General features: G+C 45.0%; 18 protein-coding genes. 8 read left to right on the top strand and 10 right to left on the bottom strand.

Features of this window, described 5'->3' with window-relative positions; all coding sequences use genetic code 11:
- Window positions 1-14 precede the first annotated feature (14 nt).
- Window positions 15-887 carry an HTH-type transcriptional activator IlvY gene (gene ilvY, locus ACYX4N_RS01895; RefSeq protein ID WP_476055425.1) on the bottom strand — a complete coding sequence of 291 codons (873 nt, stop codon included), beginning with the start codon at window positions 885-887 and terminating at the stop codon, window positions 15-17.
- 157 nt (window positions 888-1,044) lie between these two features.
- Between ilvY and ilvC the strand changes: the two genes are divergently transcribed.
- On the top strand, window positions 1,045-2,523 hold the full coding sequence (ilvC, locus tag ACYX4N_RS01890; RefSeq protein ID WP_025257222.1) for a ketol-acid reductoisomerase: 1,479 nt from the start codon (window positions 1,045-1,047) through the stop codon (window positions 2,521-2,523).
- Between the two features lie 150 nt (window positions 2,524-2,673).
- Here ilvC and ACYX4N_RS01885 read toward each other — a convergent pair whose 3' ends face one another.
- Window positions 2,674-3,924, bottom strand: coding sequence for a multidrug effflux MFS transporter (locus ACYX4N_RS01885; protein WP_476055424.1), 1,251 nt, complete (start codon window positions 3,922-3,924; stop codon window positions 2,674-2,676).
- Between the two features lie 139 nt (window positions 3,925-4,063).
- Window positions 4,064-6,049 carry an alpha/beta hydrolase family protein gene (locus ACYX4N_RS01880; RefSeq protein WP_476055423.1) on the bottom strand — a complete coding sequence of 662 codons (1,986 nt, stop codon included), beginning with the start codon at window positions 6,047-6,049 and terminating at the stop codon, window positions 4,064-4,066.
- Between the two features lie 274 nt (window positions 6,050-6,323).
- Between ACYX4N_RS01880 and ACYX4N_RS01875 the strand changes: the two genes are divergently transcribed.
- Both ACYX4N_RS01875 and ACYX4N_RS01870 read left to right on the top strand, forming a co-directional pair.
- On the top strand, window positions 6,324-8,162 hold the full coding sequence (locus tag ACYX4N_RS01875) for an autotransporter assembly complex protein TamA (protein ID WP_476055422.1): 1,839 nt from the start codon (window positions 6,324-6,326) through the stop codon (window positions 8,160-8,162).
- Window positions 8,159-12,061: a translocation/assembly module TamB domain-containing protein gene (locus tag ACYX4N_RS01870; protein ID WP_476055421.1), complete on the top strand. Its 3,903-nt coding sequence runs from the start codon at window positions 8,159-8,161 to the stop codon at window positions 12,059-12,061. The genes ACYX4N_RS01875 and ACYX4N_RS01870 overlap by 4 nt, the downstream gene beginning before the upstream one ends.
- Before the next feature lie 40 nt (window positions 12,062-12,101).
- Here the strand turns inward: ACYX4N_RS01870 and ACYX4N_RS01865 are convergent, their stop codons facing one another.
- Entirely contained in the window at window positions 12,102-12,722 is a 621-nt protein-coding gene (locus tag ACYX4N_RS01865) for a hypothetical protein (protein ID WP_476055420.1), read from the bottom strand.
- Entirely contained in the window at window positions 12,715-13,221 is a 507-nt protein-coding gene (locus tag ACYX4N_RS01860) for an RNA polymerase sigma factor (RefSeq protein WP_476055419.1), read from the bottom strand. The genes ACYX4N_RS01865 and ACYX4N_RS01860 overlap by 8 nt, the downstream gene beginning before the upstream one ends.
- Window positions 13,222-13,449: 228 nt before the next feature.
- On the opposite strand from ACYX4N_RS01860, the gene ACYX4N_RS01855 reads away from it, so the two are divergent.
- The gene (locus tag ACYX4N_RS01855; protein ID WP_476055418.1) at window positions 13,450-13,725 is read left to right on the top strand and encodes a hypothetical protein; all 276 of its coding nucleotides are present in this window, start codon (window positions 13,450-13,452) and stop codon (window positions 13,723-13,725) included.
- 51 nt (window positions 13,726-13,776) lie between these two features.
- Here ACYX4N_RS01855 and ACYX4N_RS01850 read toward each other — a convergent pair whose 3' ends face one another.
- From ACYX4N_RS01850 to proB, 4 genes are all read right to left on the bottom strand, one after another.
- The gene (locus tag ACYX4N_RS01850; RefSeq protein WP_476055417.1) at window positions 13,777-14,679 is read right to left on the bottom strand and encodes a DMT family transporter; all 903 of its coding nucleotides are present in this window, start codon (window positions 14,677-14,679) and stop codon (window positions 13,777-13,779) included.
- Window positions 14,680-14,688: 9 nt separating this feature from the next.
- Complete coding sequence (locus ACYX4N_RS01845; RefSeq protein ID WP_476055416.1) at window positions 14,689-15,687, bottom strand: D-2-hydroxyacid dehydrogenase; 999 nt, start codon at window positions 15,685-15,687, stop codon at window positions 14,689-14,691.
- Between the two features lie 11 nt (window positions 15,688-15,698).
- Window positions 15,699-16,136, bottom strand: a complete 438-nt coding sequence (locus ACYX4N_RS01840; RefSeq protein WP_476055415.1) for an acyl-CoA thioesterase — start codon at window positions 16,134-16,136, stop codon at window positions 15,699-15,701.
- 95 nt (window positions 16,137-16,231) lie between these two features.
- The gene (gene proB, locus ACYX4N_RS01835; protein WP_476055414.1) at window positions 16,232-17,332 is read right to left on the bottom strand and encodes a glutamate 5-kinase; all 1,101 of its coding nucleotides are present in this window, start codon (window positions 17,330-17,332) and stop codon (window positions 16,232-16,234) included.
- 193 nt (window positions 17,333-17,525) lie between these two features.
- Between proB and ACYX4N_RS01830 the strand changes: the two genes are divergently transcribed.
- The 4 genes from ACYX4N_RS01830 to ACYX4N_RS01815 all read left to right on the top strand — a co-directional run bounded on the left by ACYX4N_RS01830 (window position 17,526) and on the right by ACYX4N_RS01815 (window position 22,906).
- Window positions 17,526-19,988, top strand: a complete 2,463-nt coding sequence (locus ACYX4N_RS01830; protein WP_476055413.1) for a M1 family aminopeptidase — start codon at window positions 17,526-17,528, stop codon at window positions 19,986-19,988.
- On the top strand, window positions 19,978-20,562 hold the full coding sequence (locus tag ACYX4N_RS01825) for a DUF6702 family protein (RefSeq protein WP_476055412.1): 585 nt from the start codon (window positions 19,978-19,980) through the stop codon (window positions 20,560-20,562). The genes ACYX4N_RS01830 and ACYX4N_RS01825 overlap by 11 nt, the downstream gene beginning before the upstream one ends.
- Before the next feature lie 312 nt (window positions 20,563-20,874).
- The gene (locus ACYX4N_RS01820; RefSeq protein WP_476055411.1) at window positions 20,875-21,294 is read left to right on the top strand and encodes a hypothetical protein; all 420 of its coding nucleotides are present in this window, start codon (window positions 20,875-20,877) and stop codon (window positions 21,292-21,294) included.
- 244 nt (window positions 21,295-21,538) lie between these two features.
- Entirely contained in the window at window positions 21,539-22,906 is a 1,368-nt protein-coding gene (locus tag ACYX4N_RS01815) for an ABC1 kinase family protein (RefSeq protein ID WP_476055410.1), read from the top strand.
- A 191-nt stretch (window positions 22,907-23,097) separates the two neighbouring features.
- On the opposite strand, the gene ACYX4N_RS01810 is transcribed toward ACYX4N_RS01815, so the two are convergent.
- A complete protein-coding gene (locus ACYX4N_RS01810; protein ID WP_269917869.1) occupies window positions 23,098-23,406 on the bottom strand; it encodes a DUF6482 family protein in 309 nt (102 codons plus the stop codon).
- Window positions 23,407-23,482 lie beyond the last annotated feature (76 nt).

Genomic DNA, 23,482 nt, shown 5'->3' with positions numbered 1-23,482 from the left:
ACTAATAAAGTAACCTACCCTCGAGAATGCAAGTTTAGCTGCATAAAGGCGTTGATAAGCGGTTCGTTTTGCTTATCTTGTAAACAACATAGGCCAAGGGCATAAGGCTCGATATCTTCAACCTGAATTTGGGTTACCGCATTAGCCATACTGGAGTGGTCGAGCACTACCTTTGGCACAAAGCCTACACCACACTCTAGCGCTACCATGCTTACAATTGCTTCGTTACCGCCTACATAGGCATAAACATTCGGCCGAATACCGTGCTCGGCAAACCAGTGATAGGCAGTGCGTCGCGTTGGCCCTGTTTCAGGCATTATCACCTGATGCTTGGTCCAATCCAGCTGGTTTAGCTGAGTAAGTCGCCATTCCTTTGGCGCAATAAGAACCAAAGGTACGTTATCAAGAGCAGTGAAATGCAAATCTGTCGGCATGTCAGGGGTATAGATAGCAATAGATAAATCACACTGCTTACTTTTAACTTTTTCTATGGCAAGAGCAGGGTCACCGGTTATTAGGCGTATATCGACCCCAGGGTGTTGCTGCCTAAACTGCCTTAGCATAGCGGGTAAATGGCTTTGACTGGCAGTTACCGAGCAAAATACACTTAGTTCCCCCTGAAGTGCATCGCTATCTTCTTTTAAATCAATTTTTAATTGCTGCCAATCAGCTAACGCGTGTTTTGAGAAGGACAGTAACTTGTGCCCGCTATGGGTGAGCGCGACTTTACGGTTATCCCGTTTGAACAAGGTGCAGCCCAACTCGTCTTCAAGACGCTGAATTACACGGCTTAACGTAGATGGCGATACATACATGGCTTCTGCGGTGACGCCGAAGTGAAGACTGGTAGCCAGGTGGTTAAAGAGCTGTAGACTGCGAAAATCCATATATATTTCACTTTATGCAATATTATCTTGCAAATATATCATTTTCCAAAACAAAAGAAATCTTTTAGTCTCACTACCAAGTCGTCATAGACGAGGTCTGTCAACGCCAAGGTCGGTGTTTGATATTGACAAAAATGAATGTTGTTCGGAAATTTTTATGGCTAATTATTTCAACACCCTGTCACTTCGCCAGCAGTTAGACCAGCTTGGCCGCTGCCGTTTTATGGCACGCGATGAATTCGCTGACGGTTGTCAGTTCTTAAAAGGCAAGAAAATTGTCATTGTAGGCTGCGGCGCGCAGGGCCTTAACCAAGGCCTGAATATGCGTGACTCAGGGTTAGATGTTTCTTATGCGCTGCGTCAGGCAGCGATCGATGAGCAACGCGACTCTTACAAACGCGCTTCAAGCAATGGATTTACTGTTGGTACATATCAGCAGCTTATTCCAGAAGCTGATGTAGTTTACAACCTAACACCTGATAAGCAGCACGCAAGTGTAGTAGAGGCAGTTATGCCGCTTATGAAAAAAGGTGCAACGCTAGGTTACTCGCACGGCTTCAACATTGTTGAAGAAGGCCAGCAAATTCGTAGCGACATCACAGTTATTATGTGTGCGCCGAAAAGCCCAGGCTCAGAAGTACGCGAAGAATATAAGCGTGGCTTTGGTGTACCAACACTAATAGCTGTGCATCCAGAAAATGACCCTGAAGGTAAAGGTTGGGATCAAGCCAAAGCACTGGCAAGTGCAACTGGTGGTGACCGCGCAGGTGTACTTGAGTCTTCATTTGTGGCTGAAGTTAAATCTGACCTTATGGGTGAGCAAACCATTTTATGTGGTATGCAACAAGTTGCAGCAGTACTTGCGTTCGAGAAAATGGTTGATGATGGTATTGACCCAGGTTATGCAGGTGCGCTTATTCAGTACGGTCTAGAAGCCATTACTGAAGCACTTAAGATTGGCGGTGTAACTAACATGATGGACCGTCTATCAAACCCTGCAAAAGTGAAAGCGTTTGAGCTTTCTGAGCAGTTAACTGATTTACTTCGTCCGCTATTTGAAAAGCACCAAGACGACATCATCAGCGGTGAATTCTCTCGCACCATGATGGAAGATTGGGCAAATGGTGATGCGAACCTACTTAAGTGGCGTGAAGAGACCGGTGAAACCGCGTTTGAAAACGCACCTGCTTACGAAGGTGAAATCAGCGAACAAGAATTCTTTGACCACGGCATCTTGCTAGTTGCCATGATCAAGTGTGGTGTTGAAGTTGCGTTTGACGTAATGGTTGAAGCTGGGATTCTGCCTGAGTCTGCGTACTACGAATCACTGCATGAAACACCGCTAATTTCTAACACAATCGCACGTAAGCGCTTGTATGAAATGAATGTGGTAATTTCAGACACAGCAGAATACGGAAACTATTTGTTTGCTAACGCAGCAATTCCAATTTTGCGTGAGAAATTTATGCCTGCTATTGATACCAGCGTTATCGGTAAGGGTTTGACTGCTGCTTCTAATCAAGTAGAGAACAAACGCCTTGTTGAGATTAACGAAGCCATCCGCTCACACGGTGTGGAATCAGTAGGTAAGACCTTGCGTGGCTACATGACTGACATGAAAGCCATCATAGGATAGGACAGTTTCTGTCGTTAGGTGCTTAACTAAGCCCTCTTGCCCGACCATTTTGGTCGGGCTTTTTTATACCTGTAACTCAGTGAGTCACATATCCTTTTAAAGCGTACTGCTTAGCTAACTCAAAGCAGTAACTAACAACCACTTATCTCTCTAAGAAACAGCCACTTCCCGAACACGCTCAGCGTAGCGAACTGATGCATACGCCAGCGAAAAAAAGATAAGAAAGCCCCAACCAATGGGCATCAAGTTTCCATTCAAAAAACTATCAACGATAAGGGCAACGGGCACAGAGAATAAGCTTGAAAAGCAGCCAATAATTGCGGCACCTAAACCAGCCATATCGCCAAGAGGCTGCATTGCCATAGCGTTTAAATTGCCAAACAGAATACCTACAAAGAAAAAGCCAACAAACATAACGGCCACGGTCGGAATTAATGGCGGCAGACCATCGTAGGCAAACAGCAACGCTAAATAGACCACCGCAAACCCATTTACCCCTTTTAGCGCAAAGCGACACAGCTTGCGCATGCCAAAACGCATGACCATTTTACCGTTGAAGTAAGAAGCAAGCCCGATGGAAAAGGCAAGGGTAGCGAAGATATACGGGAACCACTCTCCAACATTGTAAAACACAGTAAATATGGTTTGTGACGCGCTTAAATACGCCAAAAACGCCCCGAAGATACAACCCATGGCAAAGGTATAACCCATAATTTCTGGATGGGTCAGAATAAACTTTGATGATTTAAAAAAGTGTGCCCGCGAGAATTTTCTGCGCTTTGCACGAGGCAAGGTTTCGCCTTGACGAGAAAAGAACCAAATCCCCGCCATAGTAGCCACTATGAGAAACATAGTGAAAATGTGAAACCATGACGTCAATTCCATCACAGTTTGGCCAATAATTGGAGCCAACATAGGCACTAGGATAAACACCATCATGATAAACGACATAACTTTTGCCATCGCATCACCTACGTAGAGGTCACGTATAATTGCCATAGAAGCTATACGAGGGCCAGACACCCCAAACGCTTGAATAACACGCCCCACCAGCATGGTTTCAAGATTAGTGGCAAGCATACATACAAAGGTTCCCAACGCAAAAATACACAGCCCCACTAAAATGGTAAGACGACGACCACGGCTGTCTGAAAAGGGGCCAAAGAACATTTGGCCAAATGCCATCCCTAAAAAGAATACGGTGACTATCAGATGAGTCTGATGCGCCTCTTGCACATTAAGTGATTCACCAATTTGAATAAGTGCGGGCAACATAGCGTCTATACTAAGTGCCACCAGCGATGTCATGGTCGCCATCAAAGCAACAAATTCAACAAGGCCAAGAGCGGGCTTTTGCACAACTGCAGTATCATCAGATACGCCATTAGATGTCTGGGGCATAAAGTCTCGAATATGAAATAAAGTGAGGGAATTAAAAAAGGCGCGAAATCCTCGCGCCTTGGTAAGTATACCTGAAACTTGGTTAAAAAGCCGTCAAACTAGGCTATCTTATCGTAAATACTGCCCTCTTTAACGAGTGTTACTCCTCTGACAGACTAGCTGCTACCGCCTCGCCGTTTTTGGTCGGTTTCAAGTATTGATTTAAAAAGCCGTCCATTTCTTTAAAGAATAGGTGACGGTTGCGCTGAATAGAAAGGTTATGGTCTCCATTTTCAAGCTCTACGTATTTAAAAACTTTGTCGTAGCCTTCTAGCTCGTCAGCCATGTAACGGCTGTGAAGAGGTGGAACAATACGGTCTTCTTCACCATGCACAAGTAGAATAGGCGTCTTGATCCCTTTTGCATTGTAATAAGGCGAGCGAGCTTCTAAATCATCGTAGTCGTCACCAATTTGATTTTTAACAAACTCATTATTGAGAAAGCGACGAGAGTGAATGATAACGTGTTTAAGCGAACTCACTCCCGCAAAACTTACGGCGCATTGAAACAGTTCAGGGGTTTTAACCGTTGCCATTAACGCGGCATAGCCACCGTAGCTTGCTCCCACTATGCACATATTATCTTGCTCTGCGTATCCCTTTTCTACCATCCAACCTGCGGCGTCAGTGATGTCGTCTTGCATAGCTAGGCCCCATCCTTTCATTTGGCTTTGCGCAAAACTATACCCATAACCTCTTGAGCCTCTAAAGTTTGGCCTCAACACCGCGTAGCCTTTAGAGGTGAAGTATGCAGTCCAGTAGTCGAAACCGCTGAAATCACGAGCCCCTGGCCCGCCGTGAGGATGAATAATGGTTGGGAAGGGTCCGTCCCCCTTAGGGAGCGTCAAATATGCTTCAATCTTGATACCATCTCTGGCTTCATACTCAATAAGTTTATGCTCGGATAGTTTCGTCGAGTCTATTTGGCTGTATTGCTCAAATAGCATGTTCAGCGTGCCTTCCTTGCGATTACCCAATAAATAAACACCAGGCAATACATCAGACTCAGAATAAACAATATATGTTTGCTCATCGTCACTGAAACTAACTAACGTGTTGTTATAATCTGGAAGCCCTTGGTCGATACCGTTTTGAAGTGCAACATAGCGTTCATCCCAATAAAAACGACCATCGTGACGCACACCGATAGCATCTCGCGTTACTGGTGAGTAAATAAGACTACCGTTTACGTCGTACCCTTCATCAGCATAAACTTCAGTTCGCTCATTGGTTTTAAGGTTTAGGGTGTAAAGTGCGCGGTAGTCACCTTTGTAGCCTTTGTAATAAAGAATGTTTGGGTCTTTCGCAAACCCCACAGGGTATTCCCCTTTCTCTGTCATGGCGTTATAGGCAAACAAGGTTCGCCAGCCATCTTCTTCTTTTAGAAAGACCTCGCGCTCACCACTATCATAATTAAGTGAAACACCAATACGGACGTTACTTTGTTGATCGGTAAGCCAATCTCTGATGCGCTTTTTACCGCGCATAATGCGACTTACCCCTCCAGTGTTGACATTGACTTTATACACTGAAGGTAAACCTAGCACCTCGGCATCGATTGCTATAAGCACATGATCTGGGTCATCAGGTAGCCAATCGATAACCTCATCTTGAAATTGAGGAATGTGGTTAGGATTACCGGCCCGACGCTTAATTCGTTCCCATTCAACCATATTAAACGCGCCGCCCTCGCCATCGAATTTAATACTTAACAAGCGGGTGTCATGCACTTTTGTGGTACCACGGCGAGTTTCATAGCGCGCACTCACCACGACACGTTCATTGTTCACCCACTTGTACCAATTAATCTTTACACGCTCATTGTCAGAGCGAAGTAGGTAATGCTTTTCACCCTTTACCAAGTCGAAGGTGGCGAGCATGGCAAACGCCTCTCCTTGTTCAACATTTTGAACAAAAGCGATTTTTGTTCCATCGGGCGACAAAGATGGCGTCCAATAGGTTGGCAGCGTACTAAAAGCATCGTAGGCATTTTTTTGAGTAGCCGGCTCAGCGTTCGACGTAGTCGAAATAGCTAACAATAGTAGGGCAATAAGCGTAGCTGGTGAGAAAGCCTTTTTATAAGACATAACATTCCCTTGTAATTTTTATTTTGGGCGGAACTTAGCTAATGAGTAAACCTCAAGCTATGTTAATTCAAGTATACAAATTTGTGACACAATGTACAAAAAACCACCCCATACGGGGTAATATAGATAATATTGACGCAATAATTTGATCTCTCGTCGTACTTTGCGAATACAAAATGCAGATATGGTACTATTAACCACAGACATAATATGGATTTTACCCTAAACCAGTAAGCTTCTAAGCCCAGCGTTACCTTAAGGATTTAGCCTTTTCATGCCTTCAACTTGGAGCGGGCTTGCCACTTTGCAAGGCCTATTTTCCCGACAATTAGTGCGCAAAACATCCAAAGCATGCTCTTTATTAGCTAAGGCTTTGTTGTGCGTGCAGCTGTGCTTGCTGTGCACGACATCTTTGGCTCAAGAGTCAATTACCTACGATGTTCAAGGTGTTGAAGACGGGAAGCTACGTAACAACATCCGACTGCATTTAAGCGGACTTGATGTGGAAAAAGCACTTTTAACTGACCCTTATTGGCAAGACGAAGTAGCAGAAGCGGTGGCGACGGCGGTACAACCCTATGGCTTTTACAACAGTGAAACCAAGGTACGCATACAAGAAGGGGACAAGGTCACAGTAACGGTTGCGTTGAATGCCCCTCTTACCATCAACAAAGTTACCCGAGAAATCATTGGTGCTGGTCGTGAAGATAAGGCATTTAGAGAGCGTTTTAACTCACTTAAACTCAAAGAAGGTGATGTGTTAAATCAGACCATCTATGAGTCATTTAAATCTTCTATGTTTAACTACGCTCTCTCAAACGGTTATTTTGACTATTTCTGGCAAGCAACACGTTTAGATCTAGTACGTGACGAAAAACAAGCGAACGTGCTGCTAATTGCGCAAAGCGGGCCTCAATATAAGTTTGGGGAACTTAAATTCGTAGGTGATGATAAAGCTAAAGCGATTATTGAGCGCCTAAAACCTTTTAAAACTGGCGATGCCTATTCATCATCAGTGTTAGGCGATTTTAACAGACGTTTAAATCAGTCGGGCTATTTCAACCGCGTTATAGCAAGGCCAGTAGTCAGCGACGCAGAAGGTTTACTGGTTCCTATTGAGGTCTCGCTTCAACACAGGCCTACCGATGCATTTAATGTCTCGGTCGGTGCGGCTACCGATACAGGTCCGCGAGTACGGTTGGGTTGGGAGCGTCCTTGGGTTAATGACAAAGGGCACTCGGTTTCATCAGATATTTTTATTTCGGAGCCTGAGCAATCGGTTACCGCCGACTATCGCATCCCGATGAAAAATATCACCCGTGACTATGCCAGTATCGAAGCGGGCTACCAGTTTATTGAGTACGCCAATACCTCTTTTGAAAGCGAAACCCTTTCTTTGTCGGCACATAGGTACACGCAACAAGATGGATCGCCCTGGCAACATGATTATTCAGTAACCTACCTTAGAGAAACTTACGATCAGGGGGACCTTGATACCAATACCACGTCGTTAGTTTTACCGGGCTATTCACTCACCTACCGAGATAAAGACGACGAACTAAACATTGGCAACGGCACCTATGTTCAAGTGCTGGCTCAATATGGCAAAGAGGGTTTTGGCTCAGATATTGACTATGCTAAAACTGCCGTTGAAGGCATGTTAATTCGTACATTCGCTAATAAGCATAGAATAACTTTACGCGGAGAAATTGGAGCAATTAAAACAAATTCTTTCGATGATGTGCCAGCTTCGCTTCGCTTTTACGCTGGAGGAGACCAAAGCGTTAGAGGGTTTAAATTTCGTGATTTGTCGCCGAAAGCAGATGTTATTAACCCAGAGACTGGCGAGCTTGATATCGAATCTATTGGGGGGAAGTACTTAGTCACATCAAGCATAGAATACGCTTACTCAATTGCAGACAACTGGCGAATAGCCGCTTTCGTAGACGCGGGTAAAGCAGCCAACGATATAAGCGACTCACTCGCTTATGGTATAGGCCCCGGGGTTCACTGGCTGTCACCTATTGGCCCTGTAAGAGTATACTTAGCCAGAGGGCTATCAAAACAAGGAAATGATTGGCGCATTCACATCATTTTAGGGCCTGAGCTATGAGAAAACGTACGCTTTCGGCCATTTTACTCTCACCTATACTGCTACTGGTTGCCATTTACGCGCTACTTATTAGCCCATTGGGCGGCCCAACGGTAAAACTTATAGCAAACAGCTTTGTTACAAACCTTTCCATTGATGATATTGAGGGAAGTTTTGCCGATACCCTTGAAATACGCGATTTACACTGGGAGAACGCGCAGTGGCGCGTGGCATCGGAGTATGCCTATATTGATATAACGTGGCGTTGTTTCTTTGAACCAAAAGTCTGCGTAAATGAACTCACGCTTGAGAATGCCACGTTAATGCAACTCGCTGCTGCTCCTGAGACTGATGAAGAAACAGAGGCTAGCGATGAATTTTCTTTGCCTATTCCCATTGAGGTAGGGTATCTAGCGCTTGCAAACATTAACGTTGAGCTTCTTACCACAACCATTAAAGTCGATGAGCTAGAGCTTACGGATTTTAGTGGTGACCAAGCGCTAACGCTTGGCGGTTTAGCCACTAAAGGAATTCGTATAGCTTTAGTAGAGGCAGATGAAAACGCTAGTTCACCAGCGGCAAACACGGCTTCTCAAGCTAAATCATCCCAGAGTCAACAGCCCCCTGTTCAAGACACCGATAAAACAGCAAACCAAGCGACCTCGAGTGAAGAAAGCGCCTTGCCTAAGTCATACTCGCTTAGCTACGAGGTGCCTGAATTACCAACAATCACCGCTCCAATTCCCATATCGTTTGGTACTTTATTGGTTGAAGACTTACACGTTACCCAAGGCGATAGCACACAACAAATAGCATTAGTATCGCTGCTTGATGCACAGTTCAAAGACAGTGATATTGCCATTGAAGAAATGGTTGTCGCGCATGAACAAGGGGAAGTAAAAGCAAAAGCGAGCGCCACCCTTAGTGGGAACTTCCCGCTAAGTATTGCAGCTAGAGCAAAGACAGTCCTTGATGATGCCCCCCTTACCGTAAACTTAAACGCGTCGGGAGCACTTGATGACTTGGCCCTTACTCTCAACACAAAGGGGGCTGTAAACGCAGACGCTAATTTGGCGGCAAACGTTCTTAATACCGAACTCCCCATTAAACTTACTGCAAAGTGGCAAGAACAACCCATTCCAACAATGGAAAACGCCACGTTAAAAGCAGGTACGCTGTCACTTGAAGGCACTATGGGCGATTACCTGCTAAAAGGCGCCGGTGCAGCAACCTTGCCAGACATAGGCAATGTGCCTGTATCACTGGATGTTGTGCTTAAAAAGAACAATATCTATGTCAATCAGGCGAATATTGAGGCGCTAGAAGGTAGCTTAGTCAATACAGGTACCCTTTACCTAAACGAGAGTATTGCTTGGGAGGGAAAAACCACGCTTTCAAACGTGTCTGCACAGCGTTTCAGCGCTTACGCACCTGAGAACTTAAGCGGCCAGATAGAGAGCATTTTACAGTACTCAGAGCGTGGCGGGCTGCATATGAGCTTTAAAAATATGCAGGTATCTGGCGTGCTACAAGGTGAACCACTAGAAATAAAAGGCAACGCCGTGTATGCCGGCCCAAGTGACTTATTCGTTACTAACGTAAACATCGTGCAAGAAGGGGAAAATGAAAAGAACGTTATTCGAGCTATTGCACAAGTCTTAAACAAGCGTCATTTAAACGCCGATATTACTATTAACGCCAACACAATAAATAATCTTTACCCAGAAGTATCCGGTGCGATAAATGGTAAAATATCTGCCTCTGGTCCGTGGCAAAATCCACGTGCTAACGGCACATTAGAGTTATCCAACATCACTATATCTCCAAATTTAAATGCCTCTGCGGCGCAGCAAGGGCCAATGAGCGGCGAGATAAGACTAGATGGCACATATAAAGACCACAAAGCGCAGCTAGACCTTTCTGTGCCGGATAATCAAGTCGCCTTCAGCCTTAAAGGCGCATGGTCAAACAATCACTGGGTAGGTGAAATAAGCGATACCCAGCTAGAGCTTGCTAATATGCAATGGGCGTTATCAAGCCCGTTCACACTTGATATAGGCACTGCACCTGTTACGGCCAAAATAGGCCAGCACTGTTGGACATCGCGACGCGAAGGAGAGCTATGTATCTCGAACGTGAATTACCAAGACAGCAAAGCAAGTTGGGATATTAAGGCAACGTCACTGCCTGTGGGGCTGTGGGCAAATGAACTAGTGCCGACCATGGTTTCAGCGCCCTCTGAAGCGACGTTGAGTATTCAAACAAAAGGCAGCTATTCACAACAAGATCCTATTGACGCCACTTTTACCGCGTCAATGAGTGCAGCCCCGTGGCAATTAGGCGAAACCAGACCATTAACGCTTACCATTAACTCATTTGAAACTAGCGGTAAAATAAAACAAGGGCTGCTAGAGTCTACTTCACTGATCTCTAGTCAAGATATCGGTGATGCAACACTTACGTTAAACACCCGACCGTTTGAAGAGGAAATACCTTTGGAAGGTAAGTTGGTTATGGAGGGACTTGATGTAGCGCCACTGAAACCTCTTTCTCCCGCTATTCGCACCTTAACAGGGGTGCTTAACGGTAATATTACTCTTAGCGGATATGTCAATGACCCATCCCTAAATGGCGAGCTTACCGTTTCTAACGGCGCAATAGATATTCAAGATACGCCTGTCACATTAGCCGACTGGAATCAAAAAGTAGTGCTTAGCGACCAAACTGCAGCGCTTGATGGCAGTTTTATACTCGGTGGAGGTAAAGGTACGCTAAAAGGTGAACTCGACTGGTCATCAGAGCCTAGCGCTAACTTTAAGTTAAAGGGCAACAGCTTTGAAATAAGACAACCAAACATTCGCCTTAAGGTATCGCCTAATATTGATGTTGCCGCAACTAAAGAGAAGGTCGATGTTACGGGCGATATTAATATTCCGTGGGCCCGAATTGAAGTAGAGTCCCTGCCTGAAAGTGCAGTTTCACCATCAAAGGACGTGCACTTACGCGGAGAACCAGACAAAGAAGAACCACTGGATATTGTTCATGCATCTGTGTTGGTTAATATTGATAAAAACAAAACAGAAGAAGTAAAGCTTGAAGCCTTTGGTCTTACAGCCAGCTTGTTCGGCGGTATACGAGTGAACACTCAGCCGGCGTTAGTTGGCTATGGAGACCTGCAAATAATAAACGGTCGCTACAGCGCCTATGGTCAACAATTAATAATTCAAACCGGCGAAGTACAGTTCAATGGCCCAATCGACCAGCCTTTGTTACTGGTAGAGGCTATAAGAGACCCGGCGAAAACCGACGATGATGTTATAGCAGGTATTCGTATTGATGGAGCCGCCGACGCACCGAGCATCAACCTTTTCTCTGAACCCTCTATGGACCAGCAGGGCGTATTATCTTACTTATTAACAGGGTCTGGACCAGATTCAGGCAGTTCAGCAGATCCTAACTACGCAGCTCTGCTATTGGGTTTTGGGCTTTCGAACACAGAAACCCTTACTGGCCAGTTAGGCAGTGCTTTAGGCATTGATGACTTTAGCCTAAGTACCAATGAAAACTTGCTTTCTGTTACCGGCCAAATCAATGACCGGCTTTCGGTGGAATACAATGTGGACGTAGGCATAAAAGATAACGATGCCAATAGCACCTTGAGACGTCGACAGCTACCACCTGATTTGGCGCTTAAATATCAGTTACTACCGAGCCTGTATTTAGAGGCAATCCAAACCACACTGGAAGACCAATCAGAGTTTGCCTTAGACCTCTATTATGAGTTCTTTTTAGGTGATAACAGAACTCGCAAAAGCGATAGCGCTGATGACGACAGTGATGATACTGATGAGGCAGATAATAATTCAGAATCATCACAGAGAAGCAACGCTGATACCTCAAGTGCTAGCAAGGACAGCTAAACGCTCCATGTTGATGCTTTGATTAGTTAGGCCCTAATTTCTAGCACTGCTGCGCCATACTTTCTAGCGTTTTGAGCTGCCGCTCGAAGCGCTTTTGTCTTTTGTGTGCCCATACATACCAAATCAACATTCCGATAGTCATTAAGACCATTACAATGGACATCTTAATGATCTTTTCAGGTGTAAGATCGCCGAAGAAATAACGCTCTAGAATAAAGGCAATGCCAAAAACTACGGCTACCCAGGTTGAGTGTTTGGTAATGAATGCGATTTTTACATTGTTTTTAATTTGCTTAGTGAGTCGAGTAAGGTGATTTGCTGTCTGGCTATCTTTGTAGAAAGCCGCCACTCGTCTTAGCCACAATTGATATATAAGTAAAGGCAGAGAGGTGACCAACATAAAAAGAAACATCATTTGTGCTATAAGCGTCATATTTCCCCAATATTTGTTCAGAATGTAAATAGCGGGAATTACCATTAAGGAATCGAATACCATATACCAACGCTGCTTTGTTCGTTCGCTGCGCAAACTGAACTTTACTTCCTCAACATCGATAGTCGTAACTGGCTGAGTTTGCCATAGCGCAGATAGGGCCTCGTTTTGTTCGTTACCTACTGATATTGGCGGCGTCTTTTGATTTTCTTTATCTGAATTATGCATGCGGTTGCTCCTGCATGATACTTTGCTTGGCGCGTTTTAATATCACACCAACATGGTTTTTTGTCAGACCACATACGTCTGCTATTTCGTCGTAACTTAAGCCTTCAAGAGAAAGGGTAAGCACCTGCCTTGGCTGCAGTGGCAAGGCTCGTACAGCGCGCAATAGGCGTTCTAAAGACTGATGTTGGCTAGACATTTCTTCTGGGGAGTGTGTGTTACTCGCGTACCCGTCAGAGCCCGTATCATCGTGGTCGTATTGGTGAGTATCAACACGCTTCACTAGACTTGCTACGTGAGTCACAGCGCGGTTGTGGGCTATTTTCAAGATATAGGTTTTTACGCTGCTATCGCCTTTAAAGCGAGACAGTCCTTGCCAAACTGCAATAGCAATTTCTTGCAATAACTCTTGCTGCATCGCTTCGTTTGCCTCATAGCTGTTAGCTACACGGCCCAGTAGTGCTCCGTATTGCACAAAAACATCTTCAAAACCCTGGCCCAAGGTCACATCCCTAATAGCAAAAACTGTTGTTATTTTATTGTGTTACTTCTATCAGTCTGCCCACACCAGTTTTTATTACAAACTTTTTTCGATGAAGCTGTAATTTTTTTGAACAGCTCCCGACTACTTAACAAAGGCAGGAAATAGAAGACGAAGTAACGGGCGGTAAGCGCACTTCTCCTAGAAAGCTTTAACTTTAAATTTTGAAAATTAAATGAGGAAAACACTATGTCTACGTTAAGTTTAGTTTTGTTAATTGGCAGCATCACATCGCTTGTGCTTTTGGCAAGTTACTTAGACGCAAAATTTCAGTGGCGATTGAACGACTGGATGAACGGCGAGTGCAGTAATCCATTTGTAAAAGCCGTTACTGACAAACAGCAGCAGCGATTAGAAGAAAAAGATGCGCAAATTGAAACTTTGATGAAGCGTATTGAAACCCTTGAAACCATCGTCACTGAGCCTGCTTACGAGCTAAACAAGAGAATCAATACACTTAAGTAAACGTGCTTATCAGGGATTGTCGAATTAATGCATAGTAAAGTTCAACAGACACTAACTAGATACGGATGGGCGACGCATAAAGCGGGGAACTTTTCCCATTGCAATGGCGTTACCCACCAGCACAATTACTACGCCAAGTACTGATAACACGCTCCAAGTGTAACCTTCAAAAAATGTAGAAATAACCAGTGCTACCATGGGGTAAACCAGCACTACGTAAGCTGCCTTGTCTGCGCCCATCTGCTTTAACAGTTTCATATATGCGCCAAACGCGAACACAGAGCCAAATATTGCCAAGTACACGAGTGATAAATAAAACTCAATGTGGGTAGGTATCTTTAATTCTCCAGGCATAGCCAGCGAGGTAACAAAAAGCAGCGCCATGGCGTAGCTCATGGCATAGAAATTCATTTGAATAACAGGCGTCCCCGAAGTCAGAATACGCTCGGAAATAACGTTGCCCGTTGAGGCACAAAAAAAGCTGACAAACGCGATGGCAAGACCGGTGGCAAGCGCTGCGTCCATGGATACTTTTGAAAACTCAGGCACGAATAGACACACAATGCCCAGCAAGCCAAAAGTGGCCCCAACCACCACTTCTTTTCTTATGGGCTCTTTTAGCCACCAACGGCGAAGTACAACGTTGATATAAATAATGCAGGAGCTCATAAGTGCCAATAGCGCACTGATAATATGCGCCTGCGCAATATACAGCAGCGTGTAATTCAAACTGTATAAGAAGAGCCCTACTGCCGCCATTTTCACATGAACGTGTAAGGGGAGCTTTAGCGGTAAACGTTTAATAACACAGTATGCCCCTAAACAAGCCGACGCTAAAAAGTAGCGAAGCGCTATAGCAAACGTCTCTGATGTGTGCCCGATTTGATAGGTGATTGCTATCCAAGTCGAACCCCAAATCAGGCAGCACAGAGCAAATAAGGTCGCGTTATTCATCGCCGCGCTTTAACCCAAAAAATCTTTTAAATGGGCAAGGGCTTTATCAAGCAGTTTTTGCCTTGCACTATTACCAATCCAAGCATTATGTGGCGTTACCAGTAAATTAGGTAACGGCTCCTTTAGTAATATGTGATCAGCGGGCGGGGGCTCTATGCTAAGTACATCCAACCCTGCACCACCAATTTTATTTTGTTTAAGCGCATGGTAAAGCGCCTCTTCATCAACCAGTCCGCCGCGAGCGGTATTAATAAGAAAGGCCGTTGGCTGCATCAATGACAGCGTATCTGCGTTAATAAGCTTTTCGGTATCTTCAGTAAGCGGGCAATGAAGGCTTATCACATCAGCACTGGGCAAAAGGGACGCAAAGCTTGGGCGAGGGTCGTCTTGTTTACCGGGGCGAGCAGCAATACTCACTTTCATCCCCATAGCTTTGAATAATGCTTCTACACGCTTACCAAGTTCGCCGTGACCCACAATCACCGCGTGTTTACCTGCAAGCTCAATCACTGGGTGATTAAGTAAGCAAAAATGAGAAGAAGCGGACCATGCCTGATTATCCATATCACGCTGATATGCCACAAAGTTCGTAGCCAGGTTCAGAGCTAAGGTTAACGCGTGCTGCGCCACACTATCAGTGCCGTAGCCCTCTACATTTTGAACAGTAACACCCGCTTGTTTACAGTAATCATGGTCGATATTGTTCGTACCAGTAGCCGTTACACCTATATAACCAAGCTGTTCTGCCTGCTTTAGATCTTCAGCTTTTAGCACAACTTTATTGACTAAAACCGCATCGGCTGCTCGAATACGCTCGGCAACTTCTTCAGCACGAGTCTGCTGATAAAGTGTGACGTCGGCATAAAGACTATCGAGTACAGAAGTATCAAGGCTGGGTAAATCCATTGTTTCAGCGTCTAGGAAGACAACTCGTTTTTTTTGACCGTTGCGCGACGATTGTGTTTGGTTATCTTCAATTTTACTGTTTAAAGCATCGTTTTTTGTCATTGTCGATAGGCCTACATTACTTCCACAATAGATTCTAACGCCGCTTTCACGTTTACAGGAATCGGAATAGCTTTATCGGTCTTCCTATCTACAAATACATGCACAAATTGACCATGGGCCACGCGTCGCTTATTTTCGCCTGCATACACAGATAACCCATAGGTCACTGAACTTCGACCTACTTTTATTACCCGTAGCCCAACAAAAATGTCTTCTGGGTATGCCGCCGGAGCCACGTACTGGCATTGACTGCTTACCACATACGCAACGGTTTGCCCGTTGTGTATATCTAAATTGCCTTTCTCAATCAGAAAGCGGTTTACCGCGGTATCAAAAAAACCGTAATACACAACATTGTTGATATGACCATATGCATCATTGTCTTGCCAGCGGGTGGCAATAGTGACGTTATAAGGGTAGTCGGCAAGTGTCGGTGTAATATCAGTCATGAACAATCCTTGGCATATACATTTGGGTAAGTGTTGCTGCCCAAAAAGTGAACAAATATAGCGCCTAAGCGCTATATCGTATTTCAATGATAGTGCTATGAATAAAGCACCATATCGTCACGGTGAACGGCAACATCGCTTGTTTCATAACCTAACACACTGGCAATTTCTTTCGACTTTTTCCCTTTTATTAGGATTAAGTCTTTTGCGTTATACAAGCAAAGACCTTTAGCGATAATTTCTCCATCGCACATCACTTCAACGGCATCCCCTTGTTCAAATGAACCGCTCACATTCACAATACCCGACGGCAGCAATGACGCGCCTTTTCTCACTAGCGCCTCTTTAGCACCTATATCTACTTCTATTCTACCAGCGGTTTTGAGCGTGTGAGTAAGCCAAAGCCTTCTGGCGCTGGCCGGTGTGCTGCTAGCAGTAAACAAAGTCCCCGGCACCTTGCCTTCAAGTAAAACATCGAAGGTTTCGCCTTTTCGCCCATTAACAATAAGAGTTTGGATACCACTACTGGTGCACTTGTCTGCCGCTTCAATTTTTGTGCGCATGCCGCCAGTTCCTACCGCAGTACCTGCGCCCCCCGCTAGTCCGTAAATAGTAGGGTCTATTTTATCCACCTGCGGAATGAGTGTGGCGTTGGCGTCTTTTCTGGGGTCAGCGGTAAACAAGCCATCAATATCAGAGCAAATAATTAAAGTGTCAGCCTGCGCAACCAATGCCGTGTAAGCACCCAAGTTATCGTTATCACCTACTTTAAGTTCGTTGACAGCTACCGTGTCGTTTTCATTCACAATAGGTAACGCGTTGTGATTCAAAATTTCACGTAAGGTATTTTTGATATTTACGTAGCGGGTTCTGTCACGCAAATCATCTGCGGTTAGCAATACCTGCGCGCAGGGGAAATCAAAAAAGCGCTGCCAGTTGGCCATCATTAAATTTTGACCAATCGCAGCCATGGCCTGCTTCTCTGCAATAGACGCGTTGTGGCGAACTTTAACTTGGCTACGACCTGCCGCCACACTGCCAGATGAAACTAAAATCACTTCTTTGCCAGCCTCTCGGCTTGCGGTAATGAATCGAGCAAGAGATAAAAGGTAGCGTCCGCTACACCCATTGCCTTCAGGTGCAATAAGGGCACTGCCAACTTTTATAACAGCACGTTGCCAATTAAAACAGTTCATAGGGGGAAGAAAAAAGATAACAAGAGCTTAAGAATACGACAGTTAAAGCGTATAACAAAACGTTCTGTTACAGTTTTTTTGCGTTAAAACATGGTTAGTTTACGGTCAAAAAATTGGATTGTGTGTGCCATGCTTATATACTAGCAAGTGTTATCTTATAACAATTCTAACTTACAAGTTGCAAGGAACCTGCATGAGCACCGCAAAACGACACTTTTTCTGGCTAGCGCCAGTGTTGTCTATGCTGATTTCTCTTCCTAGTACCGCCGCTATAAAACAAACAAAAGGCGACTTTGAAGATAAATTCCGTCAGCTAGATGAAGTACTTCCTACTCCCAATGTTTATCGCAACGCCGCTGGTGAGCCTGGTCATCAATACTGGCAACAGCAAGTAGATTACGATATCGACGTAAAGCTACTTGAAGACGAGCGCCGTATCGAAGCAAGCGAAGAAATTACGTATTACAACAACTCGCCCGACACCCTTAAGTACCTTTGGGTTCAGCTAGATCAAAACAAATTCCGTGACGACTCAATGTCTGCGCTTACTACCACTTTCGGTGGCATTGGTAACCGTGGACCAGGCACGCAAGCCGCAAGTGGCAATACGCCCGCTAAATTAAGCATGGGTGCATTGCGCCGTCAGCAGTTTGTTGACGACAACGAACTGGGCTACACCATTTCTCGCGTTGAAGACAAAGCGGGCAATGATTTACGCCACACCATTGTCGGTACCCTAATGCGGGTTGACCTAGCTAAGCCACTAAAGCCAGGCAGCAAAGTAACCTTTGATATCGACTTTGCCTTTAATATTGTTGAAGAAGATGCGGTTTCAGCACGTGCAGGTTACGAGCACTTCCCAGATGATGAGCGCGAAGGCGGCAATGATATATTCTTGCTAGCACAGTGGTTCCCACGCCTGGCGGCATACACTGACTACGAAGCATGGACTAATAAAGAATTTATTGGCCGTGGTGAGTTCACCCTAGAATTCGGTAACTACGAAGTAGATATCACGGTTCCGGCTGATCACATCGTATCGTCAACAGGTGTGCTTCAAAACCCGAAAGATGTGTTAACTAAAACACAACGGGATCGACTGAAAAAAGCAGAAAAAGCTGACCGTATCGTATTCATCGTTTCTCCTGAAGAAGCTATTGAAAACGAAAAAGAAGGCACCTCTAAGCTTAAGACTTGGACCTTTAAAGCGGATAACGTACGTGATTTTGCTTGGGCTTCGTCGCGTAAGTTTGCATGGGATGCACGTGGCTACCAGCAAGGTGGTGACACTCAGCCGCTTGTAATGGCAATGTCCTTCTACCCGAAAGAAGGTGGTGAGCTGTGGCAGAAGTATTCAACAGAGTCAATCATCCACACTATGGATGTTTACAGCCGTTTTAGCTTCGATTACCCCTACCCAGTAGCCCAATCAGTAAATGGTCCAGTTGGCGGCATGGAATACCCCATGATCACCTTTAACGGCCCGCGTACAGAACTTCGTGATGACGGTTCACGCACCTACTCGCTAGCTGAGAAACGCTTCCTAATTGGCGTAGTTATTCACGAAGTGGGCCATATCTACTTCCCTATGACAGTAAACTCTGATGAGCGTCAGTGGACATGGATGGATGAAGGTCTTAACAGCTTCCTAGATGGCGTTGCTGGTCGCGAATGGGACCCAACAATTCCATGGGGTGTAGAGCCGCGCGATATTACAGGCTACATGAAGTCTCAGACTCAGGTGCCAATTATGACGCAATCTGACTCGGTACTTCGCCTTGGTCCAAATGCTTACACCAAGCCTGCGGTAGCGCTCAACATCCTTCGTGAAACTATCCTTGGCCGCGAGCTGTTTGACTTCGCATTTAAAGAATACGCACAGCGCTGGATGTTTAAACGTCCGACGCCATCTGATTTCTTCCGCACTATGGAAGAAGCCTCTGGTGTAGATCTAGATTGGTTCTGGCGCGGTTGGTTTTATACCACAGACCACGTAGATATTAGCCTAGACAGCGTACACAAGCTGCGTTTAGACACTGAAGATCCAGATATCGACTTTGCTCGTGAGCGCGAAGCGGAAATGGAAAAGCCTAAGTCACTTACCGATATTCGCAATAAAGAAGAAGGTAGAAAGCTGTGGGTAGACCGCTTTGAAGATATCAGCGATTTCTACGATGAAAATGATCGCTATACCGTAACCAACAAAGAGCGCAACAAGTACAAGAAGTTCCTTGATAAGCTTGAACCTTGGGAGCGTAAAGCCTTTGAACGTGCGGTAAAAGAAGACAAAAACTACTACGTGCTAGATTTTAGCAACAAAGGTGGTTTGGTAATGCCGATTATTCTTGAGCTAGCCTTTGAAGACGGTACGAAAGAAGAAATGCGCATTCCAGCAGAAATCTGGCGTCGTACACCTAAAGCCGTTAGCAAGCTTATTGTTACCGACAAAGACAAAGAGTTGGTAAGCGTGACGGTTGACCCGCATTGGGAAACAGCGGACGTAGATGTGGAAAACAACCACTACCCACGTCGTATCATTCCTTCGCGTATTGAAGCGTATAAGAATAAGCCGCGTAACACTTACGAGTACCGCGACCTTATGCACGATTCAAAGACCGAGCTAAAAACTGACGACGAGGATAAAGATGACGAATAAGTTGTCTTTAGCCCGCCTGCTGCAGAGCTCTCATGCTCTGCTTGCAAGCGTTGGTGGGTTAGCTATTGCGGCTGCGCTACTAGTTAGCGCAATGTCGTTCAGCACGACTGCTCAAGCGCATCAAATAAAAGCCGCGATTACAACGGTACTGTTCAACCCTAGAACAGAAAATATTGAAGTGATGCACCGCTTTAATTTGCATGATGCTGAGCACGCGGTTAAAGCTTTGTTCGACAAGCATGCAGATATTATGGATGACGTTAAAACGCAGCAGCGGTTTGCCGATTACGTTGCTAAGCATTTCGCTATCTTAAACGCGGCAGACGAATCGTTAAAACTAGCTGACGTGGGTTTTGAAGTTGAAGGTAAGCATTTTTGGGTTTATCAGGAAACCGCTGAACCGCCCGTGCTAGAAGGTATTAAAATTCGCCACGATGCATTGCGCGACTTATGGCCGAAGCAAGTAAATACGCTAAATGTAGAAGGCAAGGGCGATATTAAAACCCTCACCTTTGCTGATAGCGTAAATCTGCTGGAAGTGAGCTTTAAAAGTCAAAGTAGCGACCATCATTAATATTTAGCTGAGTAACTTGTGAACAGCCCACCAGCATTCACCGTCGATCAACGATGAAAGCTGGTGGGCTTTTTTAATGACTAACTTTTTAGTTCCCTAATTCGAATACCCCTGACTCAAATGCCCTTTGATTCGAACTGAGTTGGCAAATACCCATATCGACTGCGCAAAAATCCGCTCTTTACTCTTCGTATGAGAAGTTTTACTCAATGATGTCGATGTGAGACCGAAGTCTTATAGTCATAGCTTAAGGCATGCTCTACCTTATCAGTAGACAAATACGTTACTGACACCTAATTAATGAGGTATATCATGACCAATAGCGCTGCAGCACCGTTGCCTTCACAGGTCAAGAAACCCCAATCAAGAAGCGAGCGCCGCGCTAGAAAAATGCGTACTGCTAACGCAGCAGAGCGCGCTGAACAAAAGGTAAATGCAGAACTAACCCCAGATGCTGATTTAGCAAAAGGTAAAAACAGCAATGCGTTCGCTGATAAGAAAAATATCATGTGGGTGCTGTTGAGCGGTGCCATGGCACTGACATTTATCGTAATGCTATTTCTGCCCGATACAGGCATGGGCGGGGGCCTAATATCAACTTATTCTGCAATGCTATGGTGCGGATTCTTTGGTGCTGCGCTTTGGCGTTACAGAACAGCAAGCGGATGGGCTGGGTTTGCTTATGGCAGTGTCATTGGTCTAGTGCTTCAATTTATTTCTCAAATCATCTAAATATATAGCACTGTGTAATCCGCACACTTATGCAGTGCTCAATCTTATTTTTACACCTCTTCCTGATTCTATAATCTCAACACTACTATCAAGCAATTCATTTAGTTATTTGGTGATTTATGGCTCTTATACCCGATCCAGCCATCGTACTTAAATGTATAAAGGGTCAGAGTACTTTTTAAGCTATGCTTTAAACCATAAAAATTAATATTCCTTTCCGTCTTCAATAAAACAGAGTGAACCTATGGCAGAGAAGCCGACTAAATCTTCCGAGTCGCCAACCCGTTCGAGTAAGGCTGTACCCTCGTCTCGTTTATCGCGTATAGGTCGTTTAGGCACGTTAGCAGGTAGGATTGCAGGTAATGTGGTTTCTCAGGGCGCAGGCCAGTTGCTAAAAGGTGAGAAGCCGGTCCTATCTTCGCTGCTTTTAACACCAAAGAATATTTCAAATATTGCCGATCAGCTTGCCAGTATGCGTGGCGCTGCAATGAAACTAGGGCAACTCATTTCCATGGATGCAGGAGACTTTTTACCCGAAGAACTCGCCGCCGTTTTAGGACGTTTACGAGACGATGCTGACCCCATGCCCAAGGACCAGCTAATAGCCACGCTAAATCAGTCTTGGGGCGACAGATGGCAAGATGACTTACTTTACTTTTCCTTTGCCCCTGTTGCCGCAGCTTCCATAGGCCAAGTTCACAAAGTTATTACTATGGACGGCATAATGTTAGCGGTAAAAGTACAGTACCCAGGCGTGAAGAAGAGTATTGATAGCGATGTGGATAACGTAGCAACACTTATAAAGCTTACTGGCTTGGTGCCAAAATCATTAGATATAGGCCCGCTGTTGCAGGAAGCCAAAGCGCAGCTTCACCAAGAAGCGGATTACGAACGAGAAGCCGATATGCTAAATCGTTACCGCAACCTAGTTGAGGCCACTGAAATCCGATGTGAAGAACAAAGCGCGTTTATTATTCCAAAGACCTATGCACCGCTTACCACAAGCACGGTATTAGCCATGGACTATATCGAAGCGAAAGATTTGGATGTGCTATTTGATGAGCCTCAAGAAGTTCGAGATGCCGTGATGACAGCGTTAATGACGTTGTTTTTTAATGAAGTTTTCCACTTTAAGCTGCTGCAAAGCGACCCTAACTTAGCCAACTATCAGTTTAAACCTGATACCAAGGAAATCGTGCTGCTAGATTTTGGTGCCACTCGCGAAGTGCCTGAAAATATATCTCAGCAATACCAAACTTTACTTAAGAGCGCCGCAGACAATGATAAAGCACTAATGAAGCAAGCTGCATACAATATTGGGCTTATTGATGACAGACATTCTAAAATGCAAGTTGATGCAGTCATAGCTATAGGCATGGAAGCCTGCGAAGCCATTCGCTTTGAGGGGGCTTATGACTTTGGGAAAAGTGATTTAATCGCAAGACTTCACGAAAAAGGAATGGCGCTTACAATGGATCATAACTTTTGGCACACACCGCCGGTCGATGCGCTCTTTATACATAGAAAGCTCGGAGGTTTATTTTTGTTAGCGAAGCGGTTGCAAGCTAAAGTGGATATGCGCGAGGCCGCGGGCAACTGGCTTTGCTCTTAACAAGGTTTAATCCCATCTTACGATAAATCCTACCGCGGTTTATGCTGCTTGTTTGAGTGCAGCTTGTTTTAATACTGCTTGTTTAAGATTGGGATTATCGGAAAAGGACGAAGACTTTGCTTAATGCCTTCGCCCAGTTTTTACACTTCTCATGGCACTGAGCCGGCAGTATTGGGTAGATAGCGTTGCGTTTAGTAGGGCAGTTCCATACTAAAAGGTAAGGCCATCTGCTCTTTGCTTTTCGGCGGGTTACCTATCATCTCGTCGTACGGTGTATCGTGCTTCATTACAGCCTGCTGAACGCGACAATGAGCGAACGCTTCACGAATGTGCCCGGCACTAAAAAAACGCATTGGCTTGTCTTTATTGTCGTAAAGCATACCGCTTTGTTTATCGATAGTCAGATAAACCAAATAGACATTCATTTCATAAGACTGAACTTCTAAGTAATCGATAACCGTCGGCGACTCTTCAATATCCCGAAAATAAAACTTATGCATTTTCCTACCTCATGAAATCAGCGTGCGCATTACGCTCGCCCTGCTTGATTTTATATACATTGATTTTCAGGACGAG

This window comes from Alteromonas sp. ABH4_452 (genome assembly GCF_056311825.1).
This window is presented reverse-complemented; position numbering and strand designations above follow the sequence as displayed.